This is a genomic window from Saccharopolyspora sp. NPDC002578, assembly GCF_053592695.1.
In genome coordinates this window covers 45,740-71,143 of record NZ_JBSFWJ010000010.1, presented here as the reverse complement: position 1 = coordinate 71,143, position 25,404 = coordinate 45,740, and the positions used below count along the sequence as shown (strand labels likewise).

Annotated in this window: 21 protein-coding genes; 11 read left to right on the top strand and 10 right to left on the bottom strand. The window is 71.3% G+C overall.

All coding sequences use genetic code 11. The annotated features are described in order from the left end of the window. The first annotated feature begins 37 nt into the window (after positions 1-37). Entirely contained in the window at positions 38-514 is a 477-nt protein-coding gene (locus tag ACWD38_RS07665) for a (2Fe-2S)-binding protein (protein WP_450123615.1), read from the top strand. 405 nt (positions 515-919) lie between these two features. After that, the gene (locus ACWD38_RS07660) at positions 920-1,612 is read left to right on the top strand and encodes a lysophospholipid acyltransferase family protein (RefSeq protein WP_246458259.1); all 693 of its coding nucleotides are present in this window, start codon (positions 920-922) and stop codon (positions 1,610-1,612) included. Between the two features lie 9 nt (positions 1,613-1,621). On the opposite strand, the gene ACWD38_RS07655 is transcribed toward ACWD38_RS07660, so the two are convergent. Then, on the bottom strand, positions 1,622-3,190 hold the full coding sequence (locus ACWD38_RS07655; protein WP_450123614.1) for a hypothetical protein: 1,569 nt from the start codon (positions 3,188-3,190) through the stop codon (positions 1,622-1,624). 483 nt (positions 3,191-3,673) lie between these two features. Between ACWD38_RS07655 and ACWD38_RS07650 the strand changes: the two genes are divergently transcribed. The 3 genes from ACWD38_RS07650 (at position 3,674) to ACWD38_RS07640 (ending at position 8,847) form a co-directional block, all read left to right on the top strand. Beyond that, positions 3,674-4,420: a class I SAM-dependent methyltransferase gene (locus tag ACWD38_RS07650; protein WP_450123613.1), complete on the top strand. Its 747-nt coding sequence runs from the start codon at positions 3,674-3,676 to the stop codon at positions 4,418-4,420. A gap of 453 nt (positions 4,421-4,873) precedes the next feature. After that, on the top strand, positions 4,874-5,203 hold the full coding sequence (locus ACWD38_RS07645; protein ID WP_184479880.1) for a hypothetical protein: 330 nt from the start codon (positions 4,874-4,876) through the stop codon (positions 5,201-5,203). Continuing rightward, complete coding sequence (locus ACWD38_RS07640; RefSeq protein WP_450123612.1) at positions 5,200-8,847, top strand: caspase, EACC1-associated type; 3,648 nt, start codon at positions 5,200-5,202, stop codon at positions 8,845-8,847. Before ACWD38_RS07645 ends, ACWD38_RS07640 begins: the two co-directional genes overlap by 4 nt. A 207-nt stretch (positions 8,848-9,054) precedes the next feature. On the opposite strand, the gene ACWD38_RS07635 is transcribed toward ACWD38_RS07640, so the two are convergent. Continuing rightward, positions 9,055-10,305: an FAD-dependent monooxygenase gene (locus tag ACWD38_RS07635; protein ID WP_450123611.1), complete on the bottom strand. Its 1,251-nt coding sequence runs from the start codon at positions 10,303-10,305 to the stop codon at positions 9,055-9,057. Between the two features lie 196 nt (positions 10,306-10,501). Here ACWD38_RS07635 and ACWD38_RS07630 point away from each other — a divergent pair, with 196 nt between their 5' ends. Together ACWD38_RS07630 and ACWD38_RS07625 are read left to right on the top strand one after the other, a co-directional pair. Further along, on the top strand, positions 10,502-11,365 hold the full coding sequence (locus ACWD38_RS07630; protein ID WP_450123610.1) for a LysR family transcriptional regulator: 864 nt from the start codon (positions 10,502-10,504) through the stop codon (positions 11,363-11,365). A gap of 527 nt (positions 11,366-11,892) precedes the next feature. Beyond that, positions 11,893-12,654, top strand: a complete 762-nt coding sequence (locus ACWD38_RS07625) for a sulfite exporter TauE/SafE family protein (protein ID WP_184479876.1) — start codon at positions 11,893-11,895, stop codon at positions 12,652-12,654. Between the two features lie 48 nt (positions 12,655-12,702). On the opposite strand, the gene ACWD38_RS07620 is transcribed toward ACWD38_RS07625, so the two are convergent. The 3 genes from ACWD38_RS07620 to ACWD38_RS07610 form a co-directional block, all read right to left on the bottom strand. After that, on the bottom strand, positions 12,703-13,287 hold the full coding sequence (locus ACWD38_RS07620) for a DUF305 domain-containing protein (RefSeq protein WP_450123609.1): 585 nt from the start codon (positions 13,285-13,287) through the stop codon (positions 12,703-12,705). 65 nt (positions 13,288-13,352) lie between these two features. Beyond that, on the bottom strand, positions 13,353-13,868 hold the full coding sequence (locus tag ACWD38_RS07615) for a hypothetical protein (protein WP_184479874.1): 516 nt from the start codon (positions 13,866-13,868) through the stop codon (positions 13,353-13,355). A gap of 451 nt (positions 13,869-14,319) precedes the next feature. Beyond that, a complete protein-coding gene (locus tag ACWD38_RS07610) occupies positions 14,320-16,653 on the bottom strand; it encodes a transketolase-like TK C-terminal-containing protein (protein ID WP_450123608.1) in 2,334 nt (777 codons plus the stop codon). A gap of 155 nt (positions 16,654-16,808) precedes the next feature. On the opposite strand from ACWD38_RS07610, the gene ACWD38_RS07605 reads away from it, so the two are divergent. Next, positions 16,809-17,294, top strand: a complete 486-nt coding sequence (locus tag ACWD38_RS07605) for an Lrp/AsnC ligand binding domain-containing protein (protein ID WP_184479872.1) — start codon at positions 16,809-16,811, stop codon at positions 17,292-17,294. A gap of 396 nt (positions 17,295-17,690) precedes the next feature. On the opposite strand, the gene ACWD38_RS07600 is transcribed toward ACWD38_RS07605, so the two are convergent. The 4 genes from ACWD38_RS07600 to ACWD38_RS07585 are packed head-to-tail and all read right to left on the bottom strand — an operon-like array spanning position 17,691 to position 21,440. Further along, positions 17,691-18,527, bottom strand: coding sequence for an HpcH/HpaI aldolase/citrate lyase family protein (locus tag ACWD38_RS07600; protein WP_450123607.1), 837 nt, complete (start codon positions 18,525-18,527; stop codon positions 17,691-17,693). Beyond that, positions 18,524-19,690, bottom strand: coding sequence for an acyl-CoA dehydrogenase family protein (locus ACWD38_RS07595; protein WP_184479870.1), 1,167 nt, complete (start codon positions 19,688-19,690; stop codon positions 18,524-18,526). Before ACWD38_RS07595 ends, ACWD38_RS07600 begins: the two co-directional genes overlap by 4 nt. Then, a complete protein-coding gene (locus ACWD38_RS07590) occupies positions 19,675-20,904 on the bottom strand; it encodes a CaiB/BaiF CoA transferase family protein (RefSeq protein ID WP_184479869.1) in 1,230 nt (409 codons plus the stop codon). The genes ACWD38_RS07595 and ACWD38_RS07590 overlap by 16 nt, the downstream gene beginning before the upstream one ends. Next, positions 20,901-21,440, bottom strand: a complete 540-nt coding sequence (locus tag ACWD38_RS07585) for a MaoC family dehydratase (protein WP_450123606.1) — start codon at positions 21,438-21,440, stop codon at positions 20,901-20,903. Before ACWD38_RS07585 ends, ACWD38_RS07590 begins: the two co-directional genes overlap by 4 nt. Before the next feature lie 232 nt (positions 21,441-21,672). On the opposite strand from ACWD38_RS07585, the gene ACWD38_RS07580 reads away from it, so the two are divergent. After that, positions 21,673-22,404, top strand: a complete 732-nt coding sequence (locus ACWD38_RS07580; protein ID WP_450123605.1) for a FadR/GntR family transcriptional regulator — start codon at positions 21,673-21,675, stop codon at positions 22,402-22,404. Between the two features lie 9 nt (positions 22,405-22,413). Here ACWD38_RS07580 and ACWD38_RS07575 read toward each other — a convergent pair whose 3' ends face one another. Further along, the gene (locus ACWD38_RS07575; RefSeq protein ID WP_450123604.1) at positions 22,414-23,289 is read right to left on the bottom strand and encodes an NAD(P)-dependent oxidoreductase; all 876 of its coding nucleotides are present in this window, start codon (positions 23,287-23,289) and stop codon (positions 22,414-22,416) included. Between the two features lie 113 nt (positions 23,290-23,402). On the opposite strand from ACWD38_RS07575, the gene ACWD38_RS07570 reads away from it, so the two are divergent. Next, positions 23,403-23,750, top strand: a complete 348-nt coding sequence (locus ACWD38_RS07570; protein WP_184479865.1) for a winged helix-turn-helix transcriptional regulator — start codon at positions 23,403-23,405, stop codon at positions 23,748-23,750. A gap of 258 nt (positions 23,751-24,008) precedes the next feature. After that, positions 24,009-25,367, top strand: coding sequence for an MmgE/PrpD family protein (locus ACWD38_RS07565; protein ID WP_450123603.1), 1,359 nt, complete (start codon positions 24,009-24,011; stop codon positions 25,365-25,367). Positions 25,368-25,404: the final 37 nt, after the last annotated feature.

The window sequence follows — 25,404 nt, the reverse complement described above, 5'->3', positions numbered from 1 at the left end:
GGCCGGGCGCGCGCCATCCATCGGAGGAGCTTTCGACATGGGACAGCACACTTTCCGGCTCAACGGCGAGACCGTGACCGTGGACATCGAGGACGACGTGCGGCTGCTGTGGGTGCTGCGCGAAGTGCTCGGCTTCTACGGGCCGAAGTACGGGTGCGGCATCAACGTCTGCAAGGCGTGCACGTCGCACATCAACGGCAAGGCGTTCAACCCCTGCTCGGTGCGGGTCGGCGACATCACGCCGGAGGACGAGGTCACCACCATCGAAGGCCTGCCCGGCACCGTCGGCCAGGACCTGCACCCGATGCAGGAGGCGTGGCTGGAGGAGGACGTCGCCCAGTGCGGCTACTGCCAGCCCGGCCAGATCATGGCGGCCGTCGCGAAGGTCCGGCAGGTCACCGAGGAAGGCCGCGACATCACCGACGCGGACCTCGACGAGATCCGCAACATCTGCCGCTGCGGCACCTACACCCGAATCCGCAAGGCCATCAAGTCCGGCGCCCAGAACATGTGAGTGCGGAAGCCGAAGCGAACGGCCCGTTCGTCCAACGGGTTTGGTCGAACGGTCCGTTGACTCGGGAGGCGTTGGGAGTGAACGGCCTGTTCGTCCAATGCGGTTGGGCAAAGGGTCCGTTCGCTCGGATCTGTTCGAGGTGAACGGCCCGTTCGTCCAGTGGGTTTGGTCGAACGGTCCGTTCACTCGGGGAGCTGCTCGGGGTGAACGGCCTGTTTGACCAACGGGATTGGGCAAAGGGGCCGTTGACTCGGGAGGCGTTCGGGGTGAACGGCCCGTTCGTCCAGTGGGCTTGGTCGAACGGTCCGTTCGCCTGCGGTGGGTGGGGTGACCGGTCGCTGGGGGCGTCGGCTACGAATGGGGGTTGTGCACAGCGATGCGAGCGGTCCCCCCGTGGCCGGGACGATGCGGTTGACCAGGCGTTTCCCCCGGCGGGGGCGCGGGTTCTGGTTCGGGCTGGCGATCGACGTGCTGTGGCCGGTGCTGGTGCTCAGCTCCCGGTTGCGGTTCCGCGGGGGCCTGCCGGAGCGGGGCGGGGTGCTGGTGGCCTCGAACCACCTGTCGTTCGCCGATCCGATCACGGTGACCGCGTTCTGCCTCGCCACCGGGCGCGTCCCGCGCTACCTGGCGCGCGACGACCTGTGGCGGATGCCGGTGGTGGGACGGGTGATGCGCTCCGGAGGCCACATCCCGGTGCACCGCGGCACCGCGCGAGCGCAGGACGCCTACCGGGACGCGGTCGCGGCCGCAGAGGACGGCGAGTGCGTGCTGTTCTTCCCCGAGGCGACCTTCTCCGACCACCCGGAGCACTGGCCGATGCGCGGCAAGAACGGCATCGCCCGCGTCGCGCTCACCACCGGAGTCCCGGTGATCCCGCTCGCCAACTGGGGCACCCACCACCTGCTGCCGCGCGGCGGCTTGCCGAGGCTGTTCCGCCGTACCCCGATCGACCTCGTCGCTGGTCCCGCGGTGCCGCTCGACGACCTCATGGGCAAGCCGCTCACCGCCGCGGTGCTGCGGGAGGCCACCGACCGCATCATGGCCGCGATCACCGCGCTGCTCGCCGACGCCCGCGAGGAGCAGCCGCCTGCGGCGTGAGGCTCCGCGTCATGGCTGATCTTCCTGCATCGAGGGAGAGAACCGGCCTTGCCGGGGGCCGACCAGGTCTTCGTACAGCGCTCGCCGAGCGGCCGGGTCGTTCTCGGTGGCGGTCAAGCGCTGCTCCCAGTCCGTTTTCAAGCTCTGGAGGAATTTCATCCAGTCTCCGGAGACGGGCGACATCGTGGACAGGTCCACGTAGCGCTGGTTGTCGGCCAGCTTCCCGTCGCCGAGCTTGTCCTTCTTGTGCCCGTAAGTGCTGGACTCGGGATTCGCGGTGGCTTCGGTCGAGAGGATGTTGTGCCGGTACCCGACGGGACTCTTGCCGTGGGGTTTGGTCGTCTCGATGCCGACTTCCAGCGCACCGTCCCGCTTCCGGCGCGGCGGCGTGAACACCAGCAGCATGTGACCGTGCCCGCCGTCGGGAAGGATGACATCGCCGTTGAAGTCGCGATTGCCGAGGCCGTCGGCCGCGAGGTCCACCCCGTAGAGCCGGACTCGCTTGTCCCCCCAGGTCAGGGCATTGCGCACGGCCGCGATCTTCCCGCCGCGTTCCTTGAACTTCCCGCCGGTGCCGCGCACGGACATGTGGTGCGTGGCGAACTTGCGCGTCACCGCGGGGTCCTTCAGCTCGCCGGCGTCGGTGACTCCGAGCCAGTCGGTGAGCTCGGTTCCGGTCTCGTCGCCCTGCAACGCGGGAATCCGGATGTTGACCCGTCCACCGTGCGCGAGGGCTCGGGCGACGTCCTTGTTGGTGAGATTGAGGTGCGCGCCGGACTTCTCGTACAGCTGCAGACCGTTCTGCAGGATCAGGAAGACGCGGGCGAGGATCGCGTTGGCGTTGGCATTGGCGTTCACGACCGCAGCCTGGTCGTCGATCTGATCGGCCGCGAGCCCCGGTGGATCAAGGGTGTTGACGAACGCGTCGCGGATCTGCGCGTCCCGTTCTCCCTCCACTCGGCCGCGTTCGTCTTCGGCGACGGCGCCGCCGCGCAGATCCAGGTGTCTGCCCAGGGTGTAGGCCGGGCTCTTGTGCGTCGTTCCCTTGCCCTCCCGCCACTCGACGGTGGCGATGAGCAATCGCTTCCCCGGTGGCAGCGTGAGCCAATCGTCGTACCGGCTCGCCTGGGCGTAGGCCACGGCTTTCGCGTACTCGCCCGTTCCGATTGCGGCGAGCCACGTCGGTCTCTGCGCTTTGAGGTCCTGCATCTCGGCGTCGTTGAAGACCGGTCCGTTCAGCAGCCGCTTCACGAGCTTCTTCCGGACGAACAGGGCTTGCACCTTGTCCGGGGCCATCTTGCGCAGGCCGCCGTGGGGCTGGCCGACGATCGTCCTGGCCGTCGCTCCCGTGCTCTGAACCGGATCGGAGGTCGTGTCCTCCTGTTGTTCCGCGCTTCGCTGGAGCGTCCCGGCGACGGCCCGGTTTCCCGCTGTTCGCTGCAGCTGCTCGATCTGCTCCGGCGCGAGCCCGCCCGGCCCGAAGCGGTTCGGCGCCGTCGCCCGTCCGGGCCGCGGTGCCGAGGCACGGCCCGTCGTGGAGAGATGACTCCCGGCCGGCTGGTGTCTGCCCGCGCGCATCCGTGATCCCTTCGCGATCGAGGTACCCGCAGAATCGTGCAGGCGCTTCGAGCGCGGAAGGCCCGGAAGTGCGTCGTCGGGGGCAGCGTTGTTGACCTTATGGACAGCGGCGGCGGTCGAACGGCGGAATCAGGTGGCGTGGTCCCCGGAAGGACCACGCCGCGTGCTCGCCGGTCGCCGTTGTGGCGCACGTCGTGGAAGGCGGTCCCACCGGGGTCCAGCCCTCGGCGGTGTCGTGCGACTCGCCGTCGCTCGCGTGCCAGTGCCGCAGGTCATGATCACGGCTGGTGATCGTGCGGATGCCGGAGCCAGTCACCGCAGGGGAATTGCCCGCGAGGTGCCGGAACTCGTGATCCAGCCGGGTGAGGTGGCGCACCGCTCCCGGCCGGTGGGGGTGTGACCTGCGTCGGGCGGGGCGCGCACTGTTGCACATCAGTGGCGAGAGCGTTCAGGCTGGCCGGACCCGGCGAAAGGAACCAGCTCGTGACCGACCGTGCGATCGAAGCCGTCCGCGACAACTGGACGGCGCGGGCCGCGGCGTACAACGACTTCTACGAGCGCTACGCGCAGGACAAGCGCGAGGCGTGGCGGGCGGTCTGCGACAAGGCGCTGCACGCGGCGTTCCCGGATCGGGTGGAGCCGCTGCGGGTGCTCGACGTGGGCACCGGCACCGGATTCCTGAGCACGCTGCTGGCGGAGCTCGGGCACGAGGTCACGGCCGTCGATCCGTCCCCGGCGATGCTGGATTACGCGCGGGAGGAGGCGCGGCGGCGCGGCGTCGAGATCGAATTCGCCGGGCACGGCGGCCACGACGTGCGCGACGTGGCCGGTGCGGGAGGTTTCGACCTGGTCAGCGCGCGCTACGTGCTGTGGACGCTGCCGGATCCGGTGCGGGCGTTGCGGGCGTGGCGGGACGTGCTGGCGCCGGGCGGGGCGCTGCTGCTCGCCGACGGGGTGTGGCACACCTGGGGCCTCGACGCGCGCCGTGTGCTGGCGTCGCTGCGGCCCGGCGCGGATCACCGCTACCTGGCGAAGATCGTGCGCGACTACGCGAAGATCGGACGTGCCACTCCGAACTGGGCCGGGCTCACCGCGGCGAAGGCCGAGAATCTGCTGCGGTCCGCGGGATTCGAGCCCGGTGATCGAGTGGATCATTTGTTGCCGGAATATGCCCACCCGTCCAGCGCGGCGTTCCACCTCCGCACGGCACGCCCCCGGACGGAGCACTGATCCCGCACTAGTGCGGGATTCCCCGACGCGCAGTTCTGACCGCCTGTCTTTGATCTTGTCGTTCCAGGTGAGCGGCGTCGTTGGTCGTCGTCTTGTCAGCGGCGAAGCCGCTGAGCAGTGACTACCAAAGCAAGGCGACTACCGGCGGGTTCTCAGGTGCTTCCTCGTGAGGACAGCTTTTTCCCTCGTGGCGGAGCCACTTGGGAAAAAGATCCCGCAGCGAGGAAGCACCTGAGGTTCCGCCACCCGACCCGCTGCCCAAGCCGAGATCAAACACAAGTAGTGAGATCATCTCAGTTCTGCGCTGTCGGGGTGCTATCTCCGCGAATCTGCCCGAATTCGCCGCGCGATCTTCTAGGCTCTGCGGCGATCTGGGCGAATTCAGCTGGAGAGGGCGGTATGGCGGACGGCTCGACGGTCTTCTGGATCAGGGTGGCGGCAGCGGACGACCCGATGCGCGAAGAGCGTCTGGTGCGATCGTTGCGCGACGACCTCCGCGATTCGCTGGGAGTGCAGGTCTCCCTCGCGACCGAGCGGGAACCCCACGGCGACGGGTACAAGGGCGGGACAGCCACCGACCTGCTGCTGTGGGCGTCGCTGGGAGCGGCCGGCTCGGCGAGCGCCTCGATGCTGCTGTCCTCGATCAGTTCCTGGTGCGCCCGCGAGCGCACCCGCCGCGTGGAGCTGACGCTCGGCGGCCGGTCGTTGTGGCTGGCCGGGCGTCCGGACGAGTGCGCCGAGCTGGTGAAGTCGCTGCCGCGTGACCTGCGGGGCCGGGCGTGACCCGCCCGCAGCGCCGACGCGCGCTGCTGATCGGCACCGGGCACCACCGCGACGAGCGCATCGAGGCGCTGCCCTCCAGCCGCACCGACACCGGGCTGCTGCGGCAAGTGCTGGAACACCGGCAGATCGGCGGATTCCAGCCCGTCCGCGTCGTGCACGACCCGACGGCCGACGACATGCGCGCGGAGATCGCCGGATTCCTGGAGGACTGCGGCCCGGACGAGCTCGCGCTGCTCTACATCACCGGCCACGGCGAGCGGATGGTCGCGGTCGACGGGGAGTACGTCTTCCTCGCCACGGACACCAGCCTCGACGACATCGCGGGCACCGGGGTCGGGGCCGACTTCGTCAACGAGCAGCTGGAGGCGTGCCGCTCGCCGCACAAGGTCGCGATCCTGGATTCCTGCGCCAGCGGCGGATTCGCGCTCGGCTTCGAGACCAAGCACAAGCCGCTGAAGAGCACCCGGGCCGCCCGGAAGCGGCCGTCGCCGCTGAGCAGCCGCGGCGTCTACGTGATCGGCTCCGCCCGCGCCCGCGAACCCGCCGTGGCGGGGGCGGACGGGGAACCGTCGGCGTTCACCGGGCGGCTGGTGGAGGCGTTGCGCACCGGCAAGGTCGGCCACGACGGAAGCGGAGTGGTCACCGTCGCCGACCTCTTCGGCTACGTCAACCAGCGGATGCGCGAGGACGGCGGCCAGGTGCCGGTGAGCTCGTCGATCGGCGTGGACGACCGCATCGTGCTGGCGCGTTGCCCGCGAGGAGCGGCGCCGGTGCTGGAACCGCTCGCCGCGCGCCCCGCGGGTCCCGCGGTCGAAGGACCGGCCCCGGCCGCGCCGAAGGCGGCACCGGGGCGGGAAGCGCTGCTCGACTACCACCGCCGCTGCCTGCTGGCCGCGACCCCGGAGACCGGCCTGATCCCGGTCCGCGCCGAAGGCGAGCAGTACGCGATGCTGCCCGGCCAGGAGCGGTTCCTGTGCGGTGAGCTCGACGACGACGGCTGCGCGCCCGTCCCGCCGGAGGCCGAGAAGTTCCTCGACGAGGCCGAACGGCAGGGCGGGGAGCTGTGGGCGGGCTATCCGGCGGTCGTGCTGCACGACCGCCGCCGCGGCTCCGGACCGGAGTTCGCGCCGCTGCTGGTGCGGCGGGTCGAACTCGTCGACACCGGAACCGGCCGGCGGCGGCTGCGCCCCTCCGGCCCGGTGCTGCCGCATCCGGGACTGGCGAAGAAGAAGCTCGGCAAGGAAGAGGCCGACGTGCTCGCGGAGAGCTTCGAACCGAACTGGCAGGGCGGCCAGCGGCAGCGGATGGCCGCCGACGTGCTGGCGCTGCTGCGCGAGACCTACCGGTGGCAGAACAACGCCGAACTGGTGCCGGACTCGCTCGACGAGGTCTTGGACGACCGGTCGCCGGGGGAGGGCGCGCGCAACGCGGCGGTGCTGCTGGCGGTGCCGCGGGGCGGCAAGGCCGACGCCGGAGTGCTCAAGGACCTCGCGGCCATCGCGGAACAACCGGGCAGGATCCGGGACACCGCGCTCGGCGCGCTGTTCGACGGCGACACCACCACCGAAGCGGACACGCCGCGGGTCGTCGCGCCGTGGTCGCTGAACGATCGGCAGCGGGAAGCGCTGCTGGGGGCGATGACGCGGCGGCTCAGCACGGTCACCGGTCCGCCGGGCACCGGCAAGAGCCAGCTCGTCGCCAACATCGTCGCCACCGCCGTCGCCGACGGGCAGCGGGTGCTGGTGGCGTCCACGAACAACAAGGCCGTCGACGAGGTGTGGCACCGCTGCGAGCAGGTGCAGCCGGGCGCGCTGGTGCGTACCGGTTCCCGCGCCAACCGGGAACGGGAAGCGGACTCGTTGCGCCTGCTCGCGGGCGACGCACCGCAGGAGCCGGGGCGCGCGACGGCCATCGCCGAACTCGCCGCCGCCGAACACCGAGCCACCCGGGCCCGCCGCGATCTCGGCGCCATCGGCCGCCTCGACGGCGAACTGCGGGCGGCGGGCGCCACCCGGCACGACGCGGCGGAAGCGCTCGGGCGCACCGAAGCGGAACTCGTGGAACTGCTGGGGCAGCGGCCTCAGCGGTGGGCGCGGCGGGCGGGCGCGGCGGCGACGGCGTGGGTGCTCGCGGGGTGGCGGCGTTCCCGGGTGGTGCGCGCGATGCGCATCGATCCGCACGACTGCGCCGACCCCGAGCCCGCCGCGATCTGCCGCCGGGTCGCCGAGTTCGCCGAGGCCGAGCAGGTGTGGCAGGACCGGCGGGCGCTGCTGCGGGACCGGCCCGACGACCAGCGGCTCGCCGAGTCGCTGCGGGCGGCGGCGGACTCGGCGCGGGACGCGTCCGCGACGGTGCTGCGCACGGCGGTGCGCGACGCCGCCCGCGAAGGACGCCGCGCCATCCGCGCCCTGCTGGAGCGGCAAGGTTCCTTCGACCGCCCCGAGGTGCAGGCCGTGCTGGAGCACGTGCGGGGCTGGGCGGTCACCTGCCAGTCCGCGAACCGCTTCCCGCTGAAACCCGGCCTGTTCGACCTGGTCGTCATCGACGAGGCCAGCCAGTGCGGCATCGCGCCGGTGCTGCCGCTGCTGTTCCGCGCGCGGCGGGCCGTGGTGATCGGGGACGTCATGCAGCTCAAGCACATCGCGAAGCTCGACCCGGTCGGCGAAGCCGGAGTCCGCCGCGAAGTCGGGATCCGGGCGGACTGGCTGGAACGCCGGTCGCTGACCTTCGTGCGCCACTCCGCGTTCCACGCCGCCGAACGCGCCACCGGCGGTGCGCTGCTGCTCGACGAGCACTACCGCTGCCACCCGCGCATCGCGGACACGGCCAACCGGCTGTTCTACGACGGGGAACTGGCGGTGCTCACCGACATCCGAGGCAGGCCCGCGATGGAACGACCGGCACTGGAGTGGCAGCACGTCCCCGGTCACGCGACCACCCCGGCGGCGGGCGGCACGTGGCAGAACGCGGAGGAAGCCGACGCCGTCGTGCGGATCGTGGCGACGCTGCGGCGCTCGCTGCCGGAGGACGCCACGATCGGCGTGGTGACGCCGTTCCGCCCGCAGCAGCGGCTGCTGGACCGGCGGCTCGCCGGGAACCCGCGGATCAAGGTGGACACCGTGCACGCGTTCCAAGGCGGCGAGTGCGACGTGATCGTGTTCTCCCCGGTCGCGGCCCCCGGCATCGAGGAGAAATCGGTGCGGTGGCTGGAAGAGCAGCGCAACCTGTGGAACGTCGCGATCACCCGCGCCCGCTCGCAGCTGATCGTGGCCGGGAACGCCGAGTACTGGAGCACCCGCGCCGGAGTCGGCGGCGAACTCGCCGCCGCGGCGCGCAACGGGCACGCCCTGCCGGACCCGGACGAGCACCAGCAGCGGCTGTACGGTCTCGTGCCCGGCGCCGCGGTGCAGCTGAACCAGGTGCTCAACGGGCACCGCGTGGACGCGACGGTGTCGCACGGCGGGGTTCCGCTCTCGGTGCTGCTCGACCGCGGCCCCGCCGCGGGCGTCGATCCGGGCGAGCACCTGCACCGGATGTTGCGCAAGCGGGACCTGCTCGATCCGGAGCGTGGGGTGCGTTCGGCCGTGCGCGTGCCCGTGTGGCGACTCTACGAACGCGACGACACAAACGAAGCACTCGCGTGATCGGGGTGAGGTTGTTCGGCCTGGGTAGCTGTCCTCGCGAGGAAACCGCTGAGAACCCGCTGCGGTGCCGGTTGCTCAAGCTGGTCGCTGCTCAGCGGCTTCGCCGCTGACAGGACAACGACCAACGCCGCTCACTTCGAATGACAAGATCAAAGGCAGGTAGTGAGTCCGTCGCTCGACCCTGTCCAGGCCGAGAACGCTGGTCGGTCAGTGGTTTTCCCGGCTGTGCAAGGATTTCAAGGCTTCGCCGACGATGTCCACGGCCTTGCGGGCCTCTGTTGCGTCCATGTTCGGCATCAGGCGTTGCACCAAACGCCTGCCTAAGCGGGTCTTGGTCAGCTTCGGGACCATTCGGCGCAGCCGGATCTCCCAGCGGCCGTCCATGACGAAGATCTTGCGCTGCGCGGGGGCGCTGGCCTGGTAGGCGTCGATGTGGGGGCGCAGCACCCGTTCCCACTCGCTGAGCGCGGTCTCCAGGTCGCCGGGGTGCTGTTCTAGGGCGGCGGCGAGCACGTCGGCCCCGGCGAGCCCGGCCGAGACGCCCATCCCGGCGTAGAGGGTGACGCACCAGGCGGCGTCTCCCACGAGCACGACGCGACCCCGGTGCCACGTGTCCAGGTGCACCTCTTCGACGGAGTCGAACAGCGCCTCGTCGCTGTCGTCGAGCGCGGTGACTACGTCCTCCAGCATCGCGCCCAGCGGCTGCGGTCCGAACGCGACGCGAACGCTCTCGGCCGGGGAGCGGGTGAACTCGGCGTCCACGTCGTCGGTGCGGTACGACAGCAGGATGGTCGGGGGGTGGTCGGAGAACGCGAACACCCACAACGACCGGCCCGGTTCGAGCAGGGTGGCGCCCTGGCCCTCTTCCAATCCCGGCGGGGTTCCGGGGTGCTGGAACGCCGCGATCATGTGGTGCTGCCGCTTCAAGCACGCGTCGTGCGGGCCGAAGACGAGCGAGCGGACCGTGGAGCGCAGCCCGTCCGCCCCCACGACCAGGTCGAACCGCTCGCGGGTCGAGCTGCCCGATGCGGTGTCGAGCAGCGTCACGTCGACCCCGTCGTCGTCCTGCTCGATGGCGGCCGGCACCGTGGAGAAGCGGATCTCCACGTCGGATTGCAGCCTCGCGAACACGGCCCGTTCGACGTCGCCGCGCGTCATCAGCCACGGTCGCCCGGGGATGTCGCCGAACGCGAGCCCGGAGCGCTGCCGGTTGCGGCGATCGACGTCGAGGTGCTGCTTGGTGGCGGAGCGGTCGTGCAGGGAGCCGAGGACTCCCAGCCGTTCGGCGGCGGCCTTGCCCGCGCCGAACAGCGCGACGAAGTAGCCGCCCGATCGTCGTGCCGCGGCGCGTTCGACGAGCACGGGCCGCCATCCCGCGTCGCGCAGCCGCGCGGCGGTCGCGACTCCGCTGATGCCCGTTCCGACGACGAGGACCCGTCCCGCGCGCGTGCCGTCCATGCGTCGACGGTACTGACGGACCTCGATGCCGATCCGGCTGTTCGGAGATCTATCCGGGTGATCCTCGGGAGAACGCGGCGCGCGCACGCCATCGCGCCGACCGGAACGTGCGGCCGGTCGAGTCGTGCTCGTGATCGTCGGCGGCCACCTCGGTCGTGCGGGGCTGCGCCTCGATCGCGGGGACTACCGTGGCCGGATGGAGTTGCGGCAGCTGGAGCATTTCCTCGCGGTGGCGCGGCAGGGCAGTTTCACCGGCGCGGCCCGCGACACGCACGTCGTGCAGTCCGCGCTGAGCGCTTCGATCCGCAAGCTGGAGGCCGCGCTGGGCGCGCAGCTGTTCGAGCGCACGACCCGCCGGGTGCTGCTGACCGAAGCGGGCCGCGCACTGCTGCCGGTGGCCCAGCGGATCGCGGCGGACGTCGTCGCCGCGCGGGGCGAGGTGTCGGCCGTCGCGGGCCTGTCGCGCGGTCGCGTCTCGGTCGGCACCATCCAGACCCTCACCGTCGTCGACCTGCCCGCCGAACTCGGGGAATTCCGGCAGCACCACCCCGGTGTGCGCATCTGCGTGCGGGAGGGGATCGCCCCGGAGCTGGTGGATGCCGTCGCCGCAGGAGCACTGGACCTGGCCTACCTGGCGGGCGACGGCAAGCCGGTGGCGGACCTGGTCGGTTTCCGCGAGTGGAGCCAGCGCATGGTGCTGCTGAGCCATCCGGGACATCGGCTGGCCGACCGGCGGCGGGTGCGGCTCGCCGAATGCGACGACGAACCGTTCGTGGAGTTCAGCGGAAGCGGGTTGCAGGCGCTGATCGAGCGCAGCTGCGCAGAGGCGGGTGTGCGGCTCAACCGGGTGTGCGAGGCGACGCACATCCCGCTGCTGGTCGACCTGGTCGCGGCCGGGCTCGGGGTGAGCATCGTGCCCGACGCGATCGCCGAGCGCTCCGGGCTGCCGCACGCGCGGATCGAGGGGCCGAGCATCACCAGGCCGATCCGTCTGGTCGGCCGGTCGCCGGAACCCGCCAACCCGGCGGCTCGGGCGCTGCTCCGGCACCTGCTCGGCTGACCGCCGGGAACGCCGCACCTGACCGGGCGAGCAGGCCGGTGCCCGCGAGCAGCACGACCAGCGCCGCCAGCGGTGCCCCCGAGACCCCGAGCAGGAGCCCGAGCAGCAGGACGCGGATTCCGAGCGCCCGCAGCAGGAGGGCCACATCGGTGGACGGCATGTCGGCATCCCTCCGGAATTCGGTCACGGGTGGAAAGGGCGGATCGCTCACCCAGTATTCGACCGGTTTCGGGTGCGGTCCAACACTTTTCATCGCTGCGATTCAGCTCTGGAATCGATTGATCGGAGGTGTCCGGGAGCGCCTATCCGGGCGGGTGGGCGGTTCTGCGTGTCGACGGGTGATGAGCAGTTCGTCGCAGGTGGGACGGCGTTGATGAGCTCGTGGTGTGTTTCGGCCGGGCCGGTTTCCCGCGCTATCGGCGAGCGGTCGCCGAAACGGCTCTGTCGGTTCCGGCGCGCTCGGTCCGCGAGGATCGTCCTATCGGGATGGATTGCTTTTCCGAACATCCGAACCCGATGCTGGATTCATGTTGCAGACCATCGCCCTGTTGTTCGCCGGTGTCGCCGCGGGCGCGTTGAACGCCGTCGGAGGCGGCGGCAAGTTCATCGCGCTACCCGCGCTGGTCGCCGCCGGGCTGCCGCCGGTGGCCGCCAACGCGTCGTCGACCGTGGCGCTGCTGCCCGGCGCGCTCGCCGGCGCCTGGGCGTACCGGGGGGACATCGTGCAGGTCGGTTCCCCTCCCCGGAGCGCGTTGACGGTGGCCAGCCTGCTGGGCAGCGCGGTCGGCGCGGCGCTGCTGCTGGTGCTGCCCGCCGCCACCTTCGACGCGGCGGTGCCGTGGCTGCTCGCGTTCGCCACCGTCGTCCTCGCCTTCGGCCGCTCGCTGTCGCGGCTGCTGACCGCCGCGATCGGGCGCTCGGTCCACCTCGGCGCGTGGGGAGTCCTGATCGGACAGTTCGTGCTGGCGGGCTACGGCGGCTACTTCGGCGGCGCGGTCGGAATCCTGATGCTGGCGCTGTGGAACGTCGGGCTGGGCATCGACCCGGCGGCCGGGAACTCCGCGCGCATCGTGCAGCTCGCCGCCATCTACGCCACCGCGGCCGGGTTCTTCCTGATCGCCTCCGACGTCCTGAGCTATCCGGTGCAGGTCGCGGCCGTCCTGGTCGGCGCGGCGACGGGCGGGTTCGCCGGAGCGCACTGGGCGCGCAAGCTCCCCGCTCCCGTGCTGCGCGGCATCGTGCTGACCACCGCGGTCATGATGACCGTCGTCTACTTCGCCCGGGGCTGAGCGGTGCTCGTGCGGGGCCCGCGCCGAGGCGGGCCCCGCACCGCGCGATCAGCGCCGCGCCAGCAGGCCGCGCATCTCCTCGATCTCGGACTGCTGGGCGGTGGTGATGGAGGTCGCCAGTTCCCTCGCCGCCGGGTCGGTGCCCTCGGCGAGTTCGGTGCGGGCCATCTCCACCGCGCCCTGGTGGTGCGCGATCATCAGCTCCAGGAACAGCCGGTCGAACTCGGCACCACCGCTCGCGGCGAGCGCCGCCAGCTGGTCCGCGGTCATCACTCCCGGCATGCCGTGGTGCTCGTGCCCGCCGCCTCCGGCCGGTGCGCCCCAGTTCCGCAGCCACCCGGTGAGGGTGGTGATCTCCGGGCCCTGCGCCGCTTCGATGCGGGCGGCGAGGTCGCGGACCTCGGGGGAACCGGCGCGCTGCGGGGCCAGTCGCGCCATGTCCAGCGCCTGCTGGTGGTGCGGGATCATGCCTTGGGCGAAGGCGACGTCGGCAGGCGCGGCGCCGTGCCGCGCCTCCTGCTGCGCGCCGCTGCTCGCGCCGTGACCTTCGTGGCCGCCCTGCTGCGCGCCGCAGCCCGTGAGGAGGGCAGCGGTGAGCGCACCGCCGAGAGCGGTGGTCCAGATCTTGTTCATGTTTTCCTCGTTCGTCGCTCCAAACCGGTCCGTCGCGATCGCCGCGCGGGCGATCGGAATCCGGATCAGCGTCGGAGCACGCACAGCAGGGCGAGCCTGCGCGGCACGCTCGGCGGCGCCCGCGGCCTGCTGCGCACGGGAACGGCGGCCGAGCCCGCCACGACCGGCACGGGCCGAATCGCGCCGCCCAGCAGGGGAAGCAGCAGCATCGCCAGCCCGGCGAGGATCGCCAGGCACAGGTGCAGCGGATCGTGCGCGGGCATCGCCGGAGCGTCCAGCACGACGCCGGAGGCGCCGGGCGCCGCGATCACCTCGTGCTCTGCGGCACCGGCGCGCTCGGGGGAGGCCACGCCCAGCACGACGGCCGGGTGCCCGGCGGATCCGAGTGCGGCGGCCGGCTCGTGCTCGGCAGATTCGGGCACGGCGGTCGGCGGGTGTTCGGCGGGCACCGCGCCGAGGGCGGAGTGAGCGGACGGGGCTCGATGCGCGGCCGAGTGCGCGGGCACGTGGTGCATCACCACGACGCCCAGCACCAGCAAGATCAGCGGAACCCATCGGAACCGCCGCACCGAAAACCCCACGCCCGGCATCCTAGGCGCCATCCGCCCTGCCCCGTCGCGCACCCGCCTCTGCACACTCCGCGCCCAGCCCCTGTCGCCGAATTTCACCCACCCCACGTCGATTTCGCGAGAAATCGGCGCACACCAGGGAAAACGGCGTCACGATCGTGGAGCCGATCACGGTGCGAGGCCCGGGTTCACCGGCACGAGTGTCACGCGGTGGACGTCGCCGCGGGAACGGTCAGGCTTCGCGGCGTCGCACAGGCCGGGTTTCGGGGGAGTCGTCGAAGCGCGGCGAAACGCCGCTTCGCCGACTGCTCACGACAGTTCGGTGACCGCCCTCGGTGGGAACATCTCCAGGAATCGAACGGTGGCCGTCCGCTCGGTCCCACGAGATTCCCAACGGGGCCGTCCGGTCGATTCGACCGGACGGCCCGCTGTGCGCTGTCGGCGCCGCCTGGCGCCGAGCGGCTCACGCCAGCAGGTCGAGGCCAGCGCGGACGATGCTGTCGGTGTCGAGTCCGTGGTGCTGGTAAACGTCCTCGGGGGAGCCGGACTGGCCGAAGCCCGTCACGCCCAAGGTCGTGCCGGGGACCTGGTTGATGGTGGCGAGGTAGGCCAGCGTGTGCGGATGCCCGTCGCAGACCGTCACCAGCGGTGCGGCCCGGTGCGCGGGGAACGCCTGGTCCAGGATCCAGCTCGACCCCTCCTGGCGGCCCTGTCGCGCCCGCAGCGCGCGGAACAGCAGGTCGGGGCTGGTCACGCACACCACGTCGGTGTCCACGCCCGCCTGCCCGAGGCGGTCCGCGGCGGCCAGCGCCTCGGTCACCGTCACGCCCATCGCGGCGATGGTCAGCTTCGGGTTCTCCGTGCTGCGCAACGGATACGCGCCCGCCACGACCTGGCGCCTGCGGCGTTCGCGCGCCGCCGGGTCCGCCGGCACCGCCGCCAGCGTCTGGTCGACCTGCCGCGTCGACAGCCGCAGGTACGCCGAGGAACCGTCCGGTTTCCCCAGCTGCGCCAGCGACGCCAGCAGCGCCCACTCCACGTCGAGCGCGAACGCGGGTTCGTAGCTCACGCAGCCCGGCTGCTCCAGGCCGATGGACGGGGTCTTGATGGACTGGTGCGCGCCGCCCTCCGGCGCGAGGCTCACCCCGGAGGGGGTGCCGACGAGGATCGACTGCCCGCCCGCGTAGATCCCGAACGACCACGGCTCCAGCGCGCGCTCCACGAACGGGTCGTAGAGCACGCCGATCGGCAGCAGCGGCTCGCCCCACCGGCTCCAGGTGGCGCCGAGTTCTCCCAGCAGTCCCACCAGGTTCGTCTCGGCGATGCCGAGTTCGAGGTGCTGGCCGGTGGGTTGTTCGCGCCAGTGCAGGATGGTCTCGGCGTCGTCGGCGAACCAGTCGCGGCGCTGCCGCGACGACCACACTCCGACCTTGTTCACCCAGCCGCCGAGGTTCGTGGTGGAGCTGACGTCCGGGCACACGGTGACGACGCGGCGCGCGGCCTCCGGGGACTGCCGGGTGAGGTCGAGCAGCACGCGGCCCAGCGCGGCCTGCGTGGTCGCCGCACCCGCCGGGGTGCGGCCGATGTCCTGCGGCAACGCGGGCGGCGGCGTGCTGGAGGTGCTCTCCCGCCGCAGCCGCGCTCCCGTCTCGGCGCACAGCCGGCCCGCGGCGCCGTCGACGGCGAAGCGTTCCCACGGCCGGTCCACGTCGGCGCCCAGCCGCGGCGCGAGCGCGTCGAACTGCTCCTGGGTGAGCAGCGAGGAGTGGTTCTGCGGGTGCCCCTCGGTGGGCAGGCCGTGGCCCTTCACCGTGTAAGCGAAGATCACCGTCGGCCGGTCGTCGTCGATGTCGCCGAACACGTCGCGCAGCGCGCCCAGGTCGTGGCCGCCGAGGTTGCGCGCCGCGTCCAGCAGCGTCGCGTCGTCGAGCTCGGCCAGCAGCGCGGAGATCGCCTCGCGGTCCGCCCCGTCACCGGGCAGCCGCTCGCGGAGCTGGGCGGCGTCGCAGCGCAGCAGCCGCTGGTACTCGGGGTTGGTCATCCCGTCGATGCGGTCGCGCAGCTGCGCGCCGCCGGGCCGGGTGAACAGCTCCTCCAGCAGCCGCCCGTACTTGAGCTCCAGCGTCTGCCAGCCCGCGGCGGCGAACATGCCGCGCAGCCGCCCGGCGGCGATGTTCGGCACCACCCGGTCCAGGGACTGCCGGTTGAGGTCGACGATCCAGACCAGTTCGCCGAGCTCGGCGACCGACGGGTCCAGCAGCGCCTCCCACACCGCGCCCTCGTCGAGCTCCGCGTCGCCGACGAGGGAGAACTGGCGCCCGGTGCCGCCGCGTTCGGTGGTGGAGCGCACGTAGCGCCGTGCCAGCGCGCCCCAGATCGGCGCGGTCGCCCCGATGCCGACGGAGCCGGTGGAGTAGTCGACCGGGTCGGGGTCCTTCGAACGGCTCGGGTAGCTCTGCAGCCCGCCGAACTCGCGCAGCGTCGGCAGGTAGCTCTCGTCGAGCTCGCCGATGAGGTAGTTGATGGCGTGCAGCACGGGGGAGGCGTGCGGCTTCACCGACACCCGGTCGTCCGGGCCGAGCTCGTGGAACCACAGCGCCGTCATGATCGACACCATCGAGGCGCAGGACGCCTGGTGCCCGCCGACCTTGAGGCCCGACGGGTTGGGCCGGTTCCGGTTCGCCTCGTGGATGATCGCCGTGGACAGCCACAGCACGCGCCGCTCGATCTCCGCGAGCGCCGCGTCCTCGCGCGCGTCCCGCGTCGCGTCCTCGTGTGCGACTGCGTTGTCCACCATCGGCCGAACTCCTCCCGAACCGGGTGGCCTGCGGCCACCTTTGGGCATGAATTGTGGAAAGCCCACCAACTCCTTGCGTTCTGCACAAGTGGGCGAGTCATGATGAAGCAGAATGCTCAACCACCGCCGTGCGATCCCCGAAGGAGCTGAGCAAGGTGCCAAGTCAGGACGGTGTCGACGGAGTCGACGCCCGGCTGCTGCTGGCGATCGCCGCCGCGCCCCGCGCCACGATCAGCGCGCTCGCCGAGGAGACCGGGCTCTCCCGCAACACCGTGCAGAGCCGGGTGAGCAGGCTGGAGGAACGCGGCGCCCTCAGCTCCTTCGAACGGCGGGTGGATCCGCGCGCCCTCGGGTATCCGCTGCGCGCGTTCGTGACGATCCAGGTCACCCAGAGCAGGCTGAGCACGGTGTCGGAGGCGCTGCGGGCCATTCCCGAAGTGCTGGAGGTCGCCGGGATCAGCGGCGGTGCCGATCTGTTCGTGCAGGTGGTCGCCAGGGACACCGACGACCTGTACCGCATCGCCGGGCGAGTGCTGGCCATCCCCGGCGTCGAACGCACGGACACGGCGCTGGTGATGCGCGACCTGGTGGACTACCGCCTCACCCCGCTGCTGGAGCGCCACGCCGACCCCTCCGCCTGATCCGACCCCCACGACCTCCTCGCTTCCCCCGTCCCGCGCCGCGAGGTGGGTGAACGGACCGTTCGTCCAATCCGATGGGACAAACGGTCCGTTCACCCCGACCGGCTCCACCACCGCAACGCCCCACCGCCTGCCGAACAGGCGACGGGCGCACCCGATTTCGCCGAGTGAACGGACCGTTCGACCAATCCCGTTGGACGAACAGGCCGTTCACTCCCTCTCGGAGTCCGGGCGTCGACGACGGCCGGGCGGCGTCCGGAGCTTTTCCGGAGTGAACGGACCGTTCGACCGACCAGATGGGACGAACGGTCCGTTCACTCGACCCGTGGCGGGGCGCGGCGGATCGGGGGTGAACGGTCCGTTCGTCCAACGGGGCCGGACGAACGGACCGTTCGCTCAACCCTTCGCAGCGGGGCTGCCCAACGCTGCGAGGGCGAGTACCTGGCGGGCTCGCCGGACCACCGGCGGGTCGATCATGCGACCGTCCACCACGAGCACCGAGCGCCCGTCGCGCTCCGCCTGCTCCGCCGCCGTCACGACCTGCCGGGCCGTCCGGACCTCGGCGTCGGTGGGCCGCATCGCCTCGTGCACCAGTCCGACTTGGCGCGGATGGATGCACATCCGCCCGAAGAATCCGAACCGCAGCAGCGAAGCGGTGTCCGACCGGTAGCCCTCGTCGTCGTCGAGAGTCACCAGCACCGGTGCGGGCGGTGGCGCGAGCCCGGCGGACGCGGCGGCGGCCACCACGCGGGATCTCGCCCAGCGCAACGGTTCCGCGTCGACGTCCGGCGTGCTGACACCGAGGTCGTCGGCCAGGTCGTACTCGCCGAGGCCGAGCGTCACCACCCGGTCCACGGCGGCGATGTCCCGGGCCTGCCAGAGGCCGGTCGCGGTCTCGACCAGGCCGAGCAGCGGCACCGAACTGCGCGCCGAGACGTCGCGGACGATCTCGTGCTCGGCCTTCGGCACCACGATCCCGGCGATCGGCCGGTCGCGCAGCGCCTCCAGGTCGGCCCCGGTGTTGTGCCCGTCGTTGTTGATGCGCACCCAGATGCGGCCCGCCCGCGCGCGGTCCTCGTCGAGCACCGCGACGAGGGCGTCGCGGGCCGCCTGCTTGCCGTCGACGTGCACGGCGTCTTCGAGGTCGGCGACCACGACGTCGGCCGCACCGGCGGCCTTGCCCAGGCGGTCGGGACGGTCGGCGGGGCAGAACAGCCAGCTGCGCGGGTTCACCAGCCGACCTTTCCCTTGCCCGCCACCAGGGATTTCGCGATGACGGTGCGCATGATGTCGCTGGTGCCCTCGCCGATGGTCATCAGGATCGAGTCGCGGTAGAGGCGTTCGATCTCGAACTCGGCGGAGTAGCCGTAGCCGCCGTGCACCCGCATCGACTCCTGCGCGGCCTGCAGCGCGACCTCGGAGGCGAACAGCTTCGCCATGCCCGTCTGCAGGTCGGCGCGTTCACCGCTGTCGAGCTTGCTCGCCGACCAGTACGACAGCAGCCGCGCGGCCTGCAGCTGGGTGGCCATCTCCGCGATGCGGATCTGGATGGCCTGGAACTCGGCGATGGGCTTGCCGAACGCCTTGCGCTCGGAGGCGTAGGCGAGCGCCTCGTCGTAGGAGCGCTGCGCGATGCCGAGGCTGCGACCGGCGATGTTGAGCCGGCCCGTCTCCAGCGCCGAGAGCACCTGCTGCATGCCGCGGCCTTCGACGCCGCCGAGCAGGTTCTCCGCGGGCACCCGCACGTCCTCGAAGACGACTTCGCAGGACTCGGTGCCCTTGTAGCCGAGCTTCGGGATGTCCTTGGTGACCGTGAACCCGGGCGTGTCCGCGTCGATGAGCAGCACGCTCATGCCCTTGTGCGCCGGCTCGGCGCTGCGGTCGGTCTTGACCAGCACCGGCAGCGGGTCGGCGTAGCGGGCGTTGGTGATCCACATCTTGCTGCCGTTGACGACGTAGTGGTCGCCGTCGCGTTCGGCGGTGGTGCGGATGCCCTGCAGGTCGGTGCCCGCGTCCGGTTCGGTCAGTGCGATGCCGGTGCGGCGCGCGCCGGTGGCCAGCTCCGGCAGGTACTTGCGCTTCTGCTGTTCGGTGCCGTGCCTGCTGAGCATCCAGGTGGACACGGAGTGGCTGCCGAGGATGCCCGCCACGCCCATCCAGCCGCGCGCGATCTCCTCGAACACGAGGGTGAACGACACGAAGTCCGCGTCCACGCCGCCGTACTCCTCGGGGATCATCAGCCCGAACAGGCCGAGTTCGCCCATCTTCGCCACGATCTCGGTGGGGTAGGTGCCCTCGTGCTCGTACTCCTTGGCGACCGGCACGATCTCGGTGTTCACGAAGTCCCGCAGGACCTGCTGGAACTGGGCCTGGTCCTCGTTCAGCTCGAAATCCACGGCGCGTCTCCCTTCGCTCCGAAAGCACCTTCGCCCGCCAGCCGCTGGAACTCCGCCGCGTCCAGCCCGAGCAGTTCGTCCAAAGTGGACGATGTGTGCTCGCCGAGGAACGGCGCGCGCTGGTGCTCGGTGCGGGGTTCGCCCGCGCGCACCGGGGAGGCGACCTGCTTGACCTGGCCGAAGCGCGGGTGCTCGGTGGTGACGACCAACCCGCGCGCTTCGGTGTGTTCTTCTTGCAGCGCCTGCGGAATCGTGTTGATCGGCGCGCACGGGACGCCGGCGGCCTCCAGCAGGCCCAGCCACTCGGCGGTGCCGCGGCGGGCGAGTTCCTGCTCGATCAGCCGCACGCAGTCCGCGGAGTTCTCGTAGCGGTCCGAGGTCGTGGCGAACCGCGCCTCGGCGGCCCAGGCGGGGGAGCCGAGCACGTCGACGAACTTCTCCCAGAACTTCTGCTTCGCGCAGCCGATCACGATCCACGAGTCCGCGGTGGGGAAGTTCTGGAACGGCACCAGGCTCGGGTGCGCCGAGTGGTGGGTGCGCTGCGGTTCGAACCCGGCATTGAGGTGCCAGGTGGCGAGGTAGGTGAGCATGCCGATCGCCGTGTCGTACAGGCTCACGTCGCAGTCCGAGCCCACGCCGTCGCGCCGCGCGCCGTGGATCGCCGACAGCAGCGACAGCCCGGCCACCAGGCCGCCCGAGTAGTCCACCATGGACAGTCCGGACTTGGTCGGGGGACCGTCCGGCTCGCCGGTGACCGACATCCAGCCCGCGAGGCCCTGCAGCATGTAGTCGTAACCCGGCTGCTTCGCGCGCGGCCCGGTCATGCCGTAGCCGGACAGCGAGCAGCACACGATCCGCGGGTTGATGTGCTTGAGGTCCTCGTAGCGGATGCCCATCTTGGCGGGCACGTCACCGCGCAGGTTCGAGTACACCGCGTCGCTGACGGCCACCAGCTTCTCGAAGACCTCGCGGCCCGCGTCGCTGGTGAGGTCGAGCACGACGGAGCGCTTGTTGCGGTTGAACGCCTCGAAGAACAGCGAGTCGCCGTCCTCGGCGTAGGGCGGGGTGAGGCGGCCGACGTCACCGCCGAAGCGCGGGTCCTCGATCTTGATGATCTCCGCGCCGAGGTCGGCCAGGTGCACGGACCCGAACGGCCCGGCGCCGTACTGCTCGACGGCCAGGATCCGCACGTCCTCCAACGGCAGCCTGCTCATGCTTCACCTCTGTGGTCGTCCAGCGACAGCGGGCCGTTCTTCGCGGTGGGGAACGAGTCGATCGCGTCGGCGTGCGCGCGCTTGTAGATCAGCACCGTGCGGTCGAACGACAGGCACTGGTCGCCGTCGGCGTTGAGCGCGCGGGTGTGCACGTTGACCAGGCCCGCGTACGGCTTGGACTTCGACTCCCGGGTTCCGGTGCAGATCGACTCGCCGTAGAGGGTGTCGCCGACGAACACGGGGTGGGTGAGCTGGATGTTGGTCATCGCCAGGTTCGCGACGGCGCGCTGGCTGATGTCGCTGACGCTCTGGCCGAGCAGCATCGCGATGGTGAGGCCCGAGTTGACCAGGACCTTCTCGAACGGCGTCTTCGAGGCGTAGTGCGCGTCGAAGTGCGCGGGATGGGTGTTCATCGTGAGCAAGGTGAACCACGTGTTGTCCGCCTCGCTGATCGTGCGACCCAGCGGGTGCTTGTAGACGTCCCCGACGACGAAGTCCTCGAAGTAGCGCCCTTGCCGACCTCCGTGCACGGCCACCGCCGCACCTCCTGTTCCGTGCTTGTCGCCGAGGCCCCGCGGCGCGGATCGGCAGTGGCGACCGCGCCAGGAGCTTCCGGGAGTATGCGTCGCGCGCCGACTCCGACGCAATACGTCTGACAATTAGAATCGCGGTTGCTCGGGGAAACGGGTGGCGTCCCGTACCCTGGGGCGACACCGATCGGTACGGCGCGAGATCCGACGGGACCCGGCCGAGGAAGAACGAGGCGACATGACGGCTGATCCAGGCGGCCCCGCCCGCCTGCGGGTGCGTCCCGTGCAGGCGGCGTACCGGCAGGTCGCCGAGCAGTTGCGGGACCAGATCGTCAGCGGCGCGCTGCCCTCCGGGTCGCGGCTGCCCAGCGAGACCGAGCTCGGCTCGATGTTCGGCGTCAGCCGCAGCACCGTGCGCGAAGCGCTGCGCCAGCTCGCCAGCCAGCACCTGATCGACACCACCCGCGGCGCCACCGGCGGCAGCTTCGTGGCCGCGCCGGACGCGGGCCTGATCGCCGACAACCTCGGCGGCAGCCTCGGGCTGCTGGTCAACTCGCGGAGCATGAGCGTCGACAACCTGCTCGAAGCCCGCCTGCTGCTGGAACCGCACGCGGCGAGGCTGGCCGCCGAACGCGCCACCGCCGAGGACCTCGACGCGCTGCGGCGCACCGTGGAGCGCACCGGGCACCTCGATCCCGACGAGGGCTTCACCGTCCACTGGGACTTCCACACGACGCTCGTGTCGATCAGCGGGAACCCGCTGCTGCACGTGATGTGCCAGCCGATCAACGTGGTCCTCAGCGGCCGGATGCACCGCGACCGGGTGGCCCGGCAGGCGTGGGAGGGCATCGACGAGGACCACGCCAAGGTCTACGAGGCCGTCGCCGGCGGCGAGGCCGACACCGCCGAGACCCTGGTGCGCGAACACCTCCTGAGCCTCCGCCCGCTCTACGAGCGCATGGAGGACTAGCGGCGTCCTTCAGCCGCGGGACATCGTTTCGAGGATGCGGGTGACCTCGTCCTCGCCGTGGCCGGCGCGCTCGGCGCGGTCGAGGTAGCCGCGCATCGCTTCGAGCGCTGCCGCGTCGAGTCCGCGGTCGTGGGTCGCCGAAATGAGGTGCGCCAACGAGGCGCGGATCGAGCGGATCATCGAAACGGGGTCGTCGTGCCGGTTCTGCTCGGCGCGTTCGGCGAAGCCGTCGAAGATCGCGGGGAGGATCTCGCGGATCCCGTGGGCGAACGGGACGAAGGCGGTGGGCGAGATTCCTTCGGCGCGCGCGAGCGCGGTCGCATGCAGGAATCCCGAGATCGTGCTCCAGAACAGGTCCAGCAGCGCGACGTCGTGCGCTGCGGCGCGACCGGGTTCGTCGTCCAGCCAGGTCGGGGTGGCCAGGTGCTCGATCAGCGCCTGGTGTTCGGCGAAGAGTTCTCGTGGTCCGGAGAGCAGGATGGACGCCGACGGGGTTCCGATCGTGTAAGCCGGTGTCATGATCGCCCCGTCCAGGTAGCGGCCGCCCCGGTCGGCCACGAGCCGGGCGGTGTGCCTGGCCCGTTCAGGGGTGTCGCTGGTCAGGCCGATGATGCTCCGCCCCTCTACCACGCTCTCTGCCGAGGACAAGATCTGATCGACCGCGTCGTGATCGACCACGTTGATCAGCGTGACCGGGCTGGCGGCGATGGCTTCGGCGGGCGAGTTCGCCCACTGCGCTCCCCGTTCGAGCAACGGCGACGCTGTGCCGGGGGTTCGATTCCAGACCGCGACCGTCTCGTCGGCTTCGATGAGGGTGCCTGCGAGTGCCCGCCCCATCGGGCCGAGTCCGATCACGGTGACGGTGGCCTGCGCGGTCGTTGGCATGAGGGCAGCTCCTGCGACGTGGTGTTCCGGTCGTTCGCAGTGTCCGTTCCGCCGCCTCGTCGGTACAGTACGCACCATTTTGTGGGGTACTTACCTTCGAGGAAGGGGTATCGATGGCGGGGCGCGTCGCGGAGTGCGGACTGACGGCGGCACTGGCGGTGATGGTGGGCAAGTGGAAGCCGCTGATCATCTGGGAGTTGGCCGTGCACGGCACGATGCGCTTCTCCGAGTTGCGGCGGCGGTTGGACCCGATCTCGGAGAAGGTCCTCACCCAGCAGCTCCGCGAGCTCGAAGCGCACGATCTGGTCTCCCGTACGGTTCACCCCGTGGTGCCGCCGCACGTGGACTACGCCGCCACCGCGTTCGGTGAGAGTCTGAACCGCGCGCTGGAGCCGTTGGGGGCGTGGGGCCACGAACACGCTGCTCGGATCGCGCACGTCACGTCGGACAGTCAGGGCTGAACGACCGCAGGCGGCCCGCGGGCCAGGCGCTCCGCGCGCCGGGTGGTCGAGCGATGGCGGAAATCCTGCGCCGCGCGGCAGCATCGCGCTGGCATTCGAGGCGCGGCCACCGGTTGTGGGCGGGGGCGGGGAAACGTCCGATTTGAAAACGTCAGACTTTTGTCTTGATTGGGCGCGGGGTGGGATTGCACACTGTCCGCATCGGATGCGCCGCGCATCCGCGGGGTCATCAATGACGAGGCCAGCAAGGAGGCACCCATGCCTGCCATCGCGGACGTGATCGGCGAATTCGCCGCACGCACCACGCTGCGGGACGTCCCGGACGAGGTCCTGGGGCGCGCACGGCACCTCGCGCTCGATTCGGTCGGAGTCGCGTTCGCCGCGGTGGACCAGGAATTCACCCAGCGGGCCCGCAAGGCCGCCGCCGCGCTCGGACCCGGCGACCAGCCGGTGCTGGGCCTGCCGGACCGGCTCGCGCCGCGCGAGGCCGCGCTGCTCAACGCCGTGCTGGTGCACGGCTTGGACTTCGACGACACCCACCTGCCCGCCATCACGCACGTCTCGGCGACCGCGCTGCCGGTGAGCCTCGCCGCCGCCATCCAGCACGGGCGTTCCGCCGAGGATCTGCTGCTGGCCTACGTGCTCGGCATCGAGATCAGCGCCCGCGTCGGCACCGTCGCCCACGGCGGGTTCCACGCCACCGGGTTCCACCCGACGGGGCTGGCCGGGGCGTTCGGTTCCTCGGTCGCCGCGGCGAAGCTGGCGGGGCTGCCCGCCGATGGCATCGCCGAGTCGCAGCGCATCGTCGGCTCGATGGCCTCCGGCATCCTGGAGTTCCTCTCCGACGGCGCGTGGACGAAGCGCCTGCACCCCGGCTGGGCGGCCACGAGCGCGCTGACCGCGGCCACGTTCGCCTCGGTCGGCTGGCCCGGGCCGGAGGAGGTCTACGAAGGCCGGTACGGGCTCTACGCCACGCATCTGCGCGACACCGAGTGGGACGCCACCGAGGCGCTCGACGGGCTCGGGGAGCGCTGGGAGCTGCTGGCGACCGCGGTCAAGCCGTATCCGAGCTGCCACTTCACCCACGCCTTCGCCGACGCGATCCTGCTGCTCAAGGAATCCGAGGGCTTCGCCGCGAGCGACGTCGAGACGGTGCGCTGCCTGATCCACGAGACCCCGGCCGCCGCCGTGTGCGAGCCGATCGAGCGCAAGCGTCGCCCCCAGGACGACTACGACGCGAAGTTCAGCCTGCCGTTCATCGCGGGGGCCTGCCTGGCCCGCGACCGGCTCACGCTCGACGAGTTCACCCCGGAATCGCTGGCGGACCCGGAGATCCTGCGGCTCGCGCAGCTGGTGGAGATCGCCGACGACCCGGACAGCCGCTTCCCGCAGGCGTACTCCGCGGAGGTCGAGATCGTGCTCACCGACGGCCGCCGCCTGCACCGCCGCGAGGACGTCAACCGCGGCCACACCGACCGGCCACTGTCGGAAGCCGACATCCGCGCCAAGTTCACCGGCAACTTGGGCGAACGCGCCCAGCCGACCATGGAGCACGTGCTCGCGCTCGGCACGGCAGGCAGCGCCGCCGAATTCGCCGAAGCACTGCGCGCTGCCTGATCCCGCGCTTCCCGCGCATGCCCAAACCACATATCGA

Excerpts from the sequence above, each read along its gene's own strand:
- ACWD38_RS07625 (WP_184479876.1), top strand. The coding sequence starts at position 11,893 with ATGTTGCAGACCATCGCCCTGTTGTTCGCCGGTGTCGCCGCGGGCGCG.
- ACWD38_RS07635 (WP_450123611.1), bottom strand. The coding sequence starts at position 10,305 with ATGGACGGCACGCGCGCGGGACGGGTCCTCGTCGTCGGAACGGGCATC.
- ACWD38_RS07660 (WP_246458259.1), top strand. The coding sequence starts at position 920 with ATGCGGTTGACCAGGCGTTTCCCCCGGCGGGGGCGCGGGTTCTGGTTC.
- ACWD38_RS07665 (WP_450123615.1), top strand. The coding sequence starts at position 38 with ATGGGACAGCACACTTTCCGGCTCAACGGCGAGACCGTGACCGTGGAC.
- ACWD38_RS07565 (WP_450123603.1), top strand. The coding sequence starts at position 24,009 with ATGCCTGCCATCGCGGACGTGATCGGCGAATTCGCCGCACGCACCACG.
- ACWD38_RS07630 (WP_450123610.1), top strand. The coding sequence starts at position 10,502 with ATGGAGTTGCGGCAGCTGGAGCATTTCCTCGCGGTGGCGCGGCAGGGC.
- ACWD38_RS07570 (WP_184479865.1), top strand. The coding sequence starts at position 23,403 with ATGGCGGGGCGCGTCGCGGAGTGCGGACTGACGGCGGCACTGGCGGTG.
- ACWD38_RS07575 (WP_450123604.1), bottom strand. The coding sequence starts at position 23,289 with ATGCCAACGACCGCGCAGGCCACCGTCACCGTGATCGGACTCGGCCCG.
- ACWD38_RS07655 (WP_450123614.1), bottom strand. The coding sequence starts at position 3,190 with ATGCGCGCGGGCAGACACCAGCCGGCCGGGAGTCATCTCTCCACGACG.
- ACWD38_RS07610 (WP_450123608.1), bottom strand. The coding sequence starts at position 16,653 with ATGGTGGACAACGCAGTCGCACACGAGGACGCGACGCGGGACGCGCGC.
- ACWD38_RS07620 (WP_450123609.1), bottom strand. The coding sequence starts at position 13,287 with ATGAACAAGATCTGGACCACCGCTCTCGGCGGTGCGCTCACCGCTGCC.
- ACWD38_RS07580 (WP_450123605.1), top strand. The coding sequence starts at position 21,673 with ATGACGGCTGATCCAGGCGGCCCCGCCCGCCTGCGGGTGCGTCCCGTG.
- ACWD38_RS07590 (WP_184479869.1), bottom strand. The coding sequence starts at position 20,904 with ATGAGCAGGCTGCCGTTGGAGGACGTGCGGATCCTGGCCGTCGAGCAG.
- ACWD38_RS07645 (WP_184479880.1), top strand. The coding sequence starts at position 4,874 with ATGCGCGAAGAGCGTCTGGTGCGATCGTTGCGCGACGACCTCCGCGAT.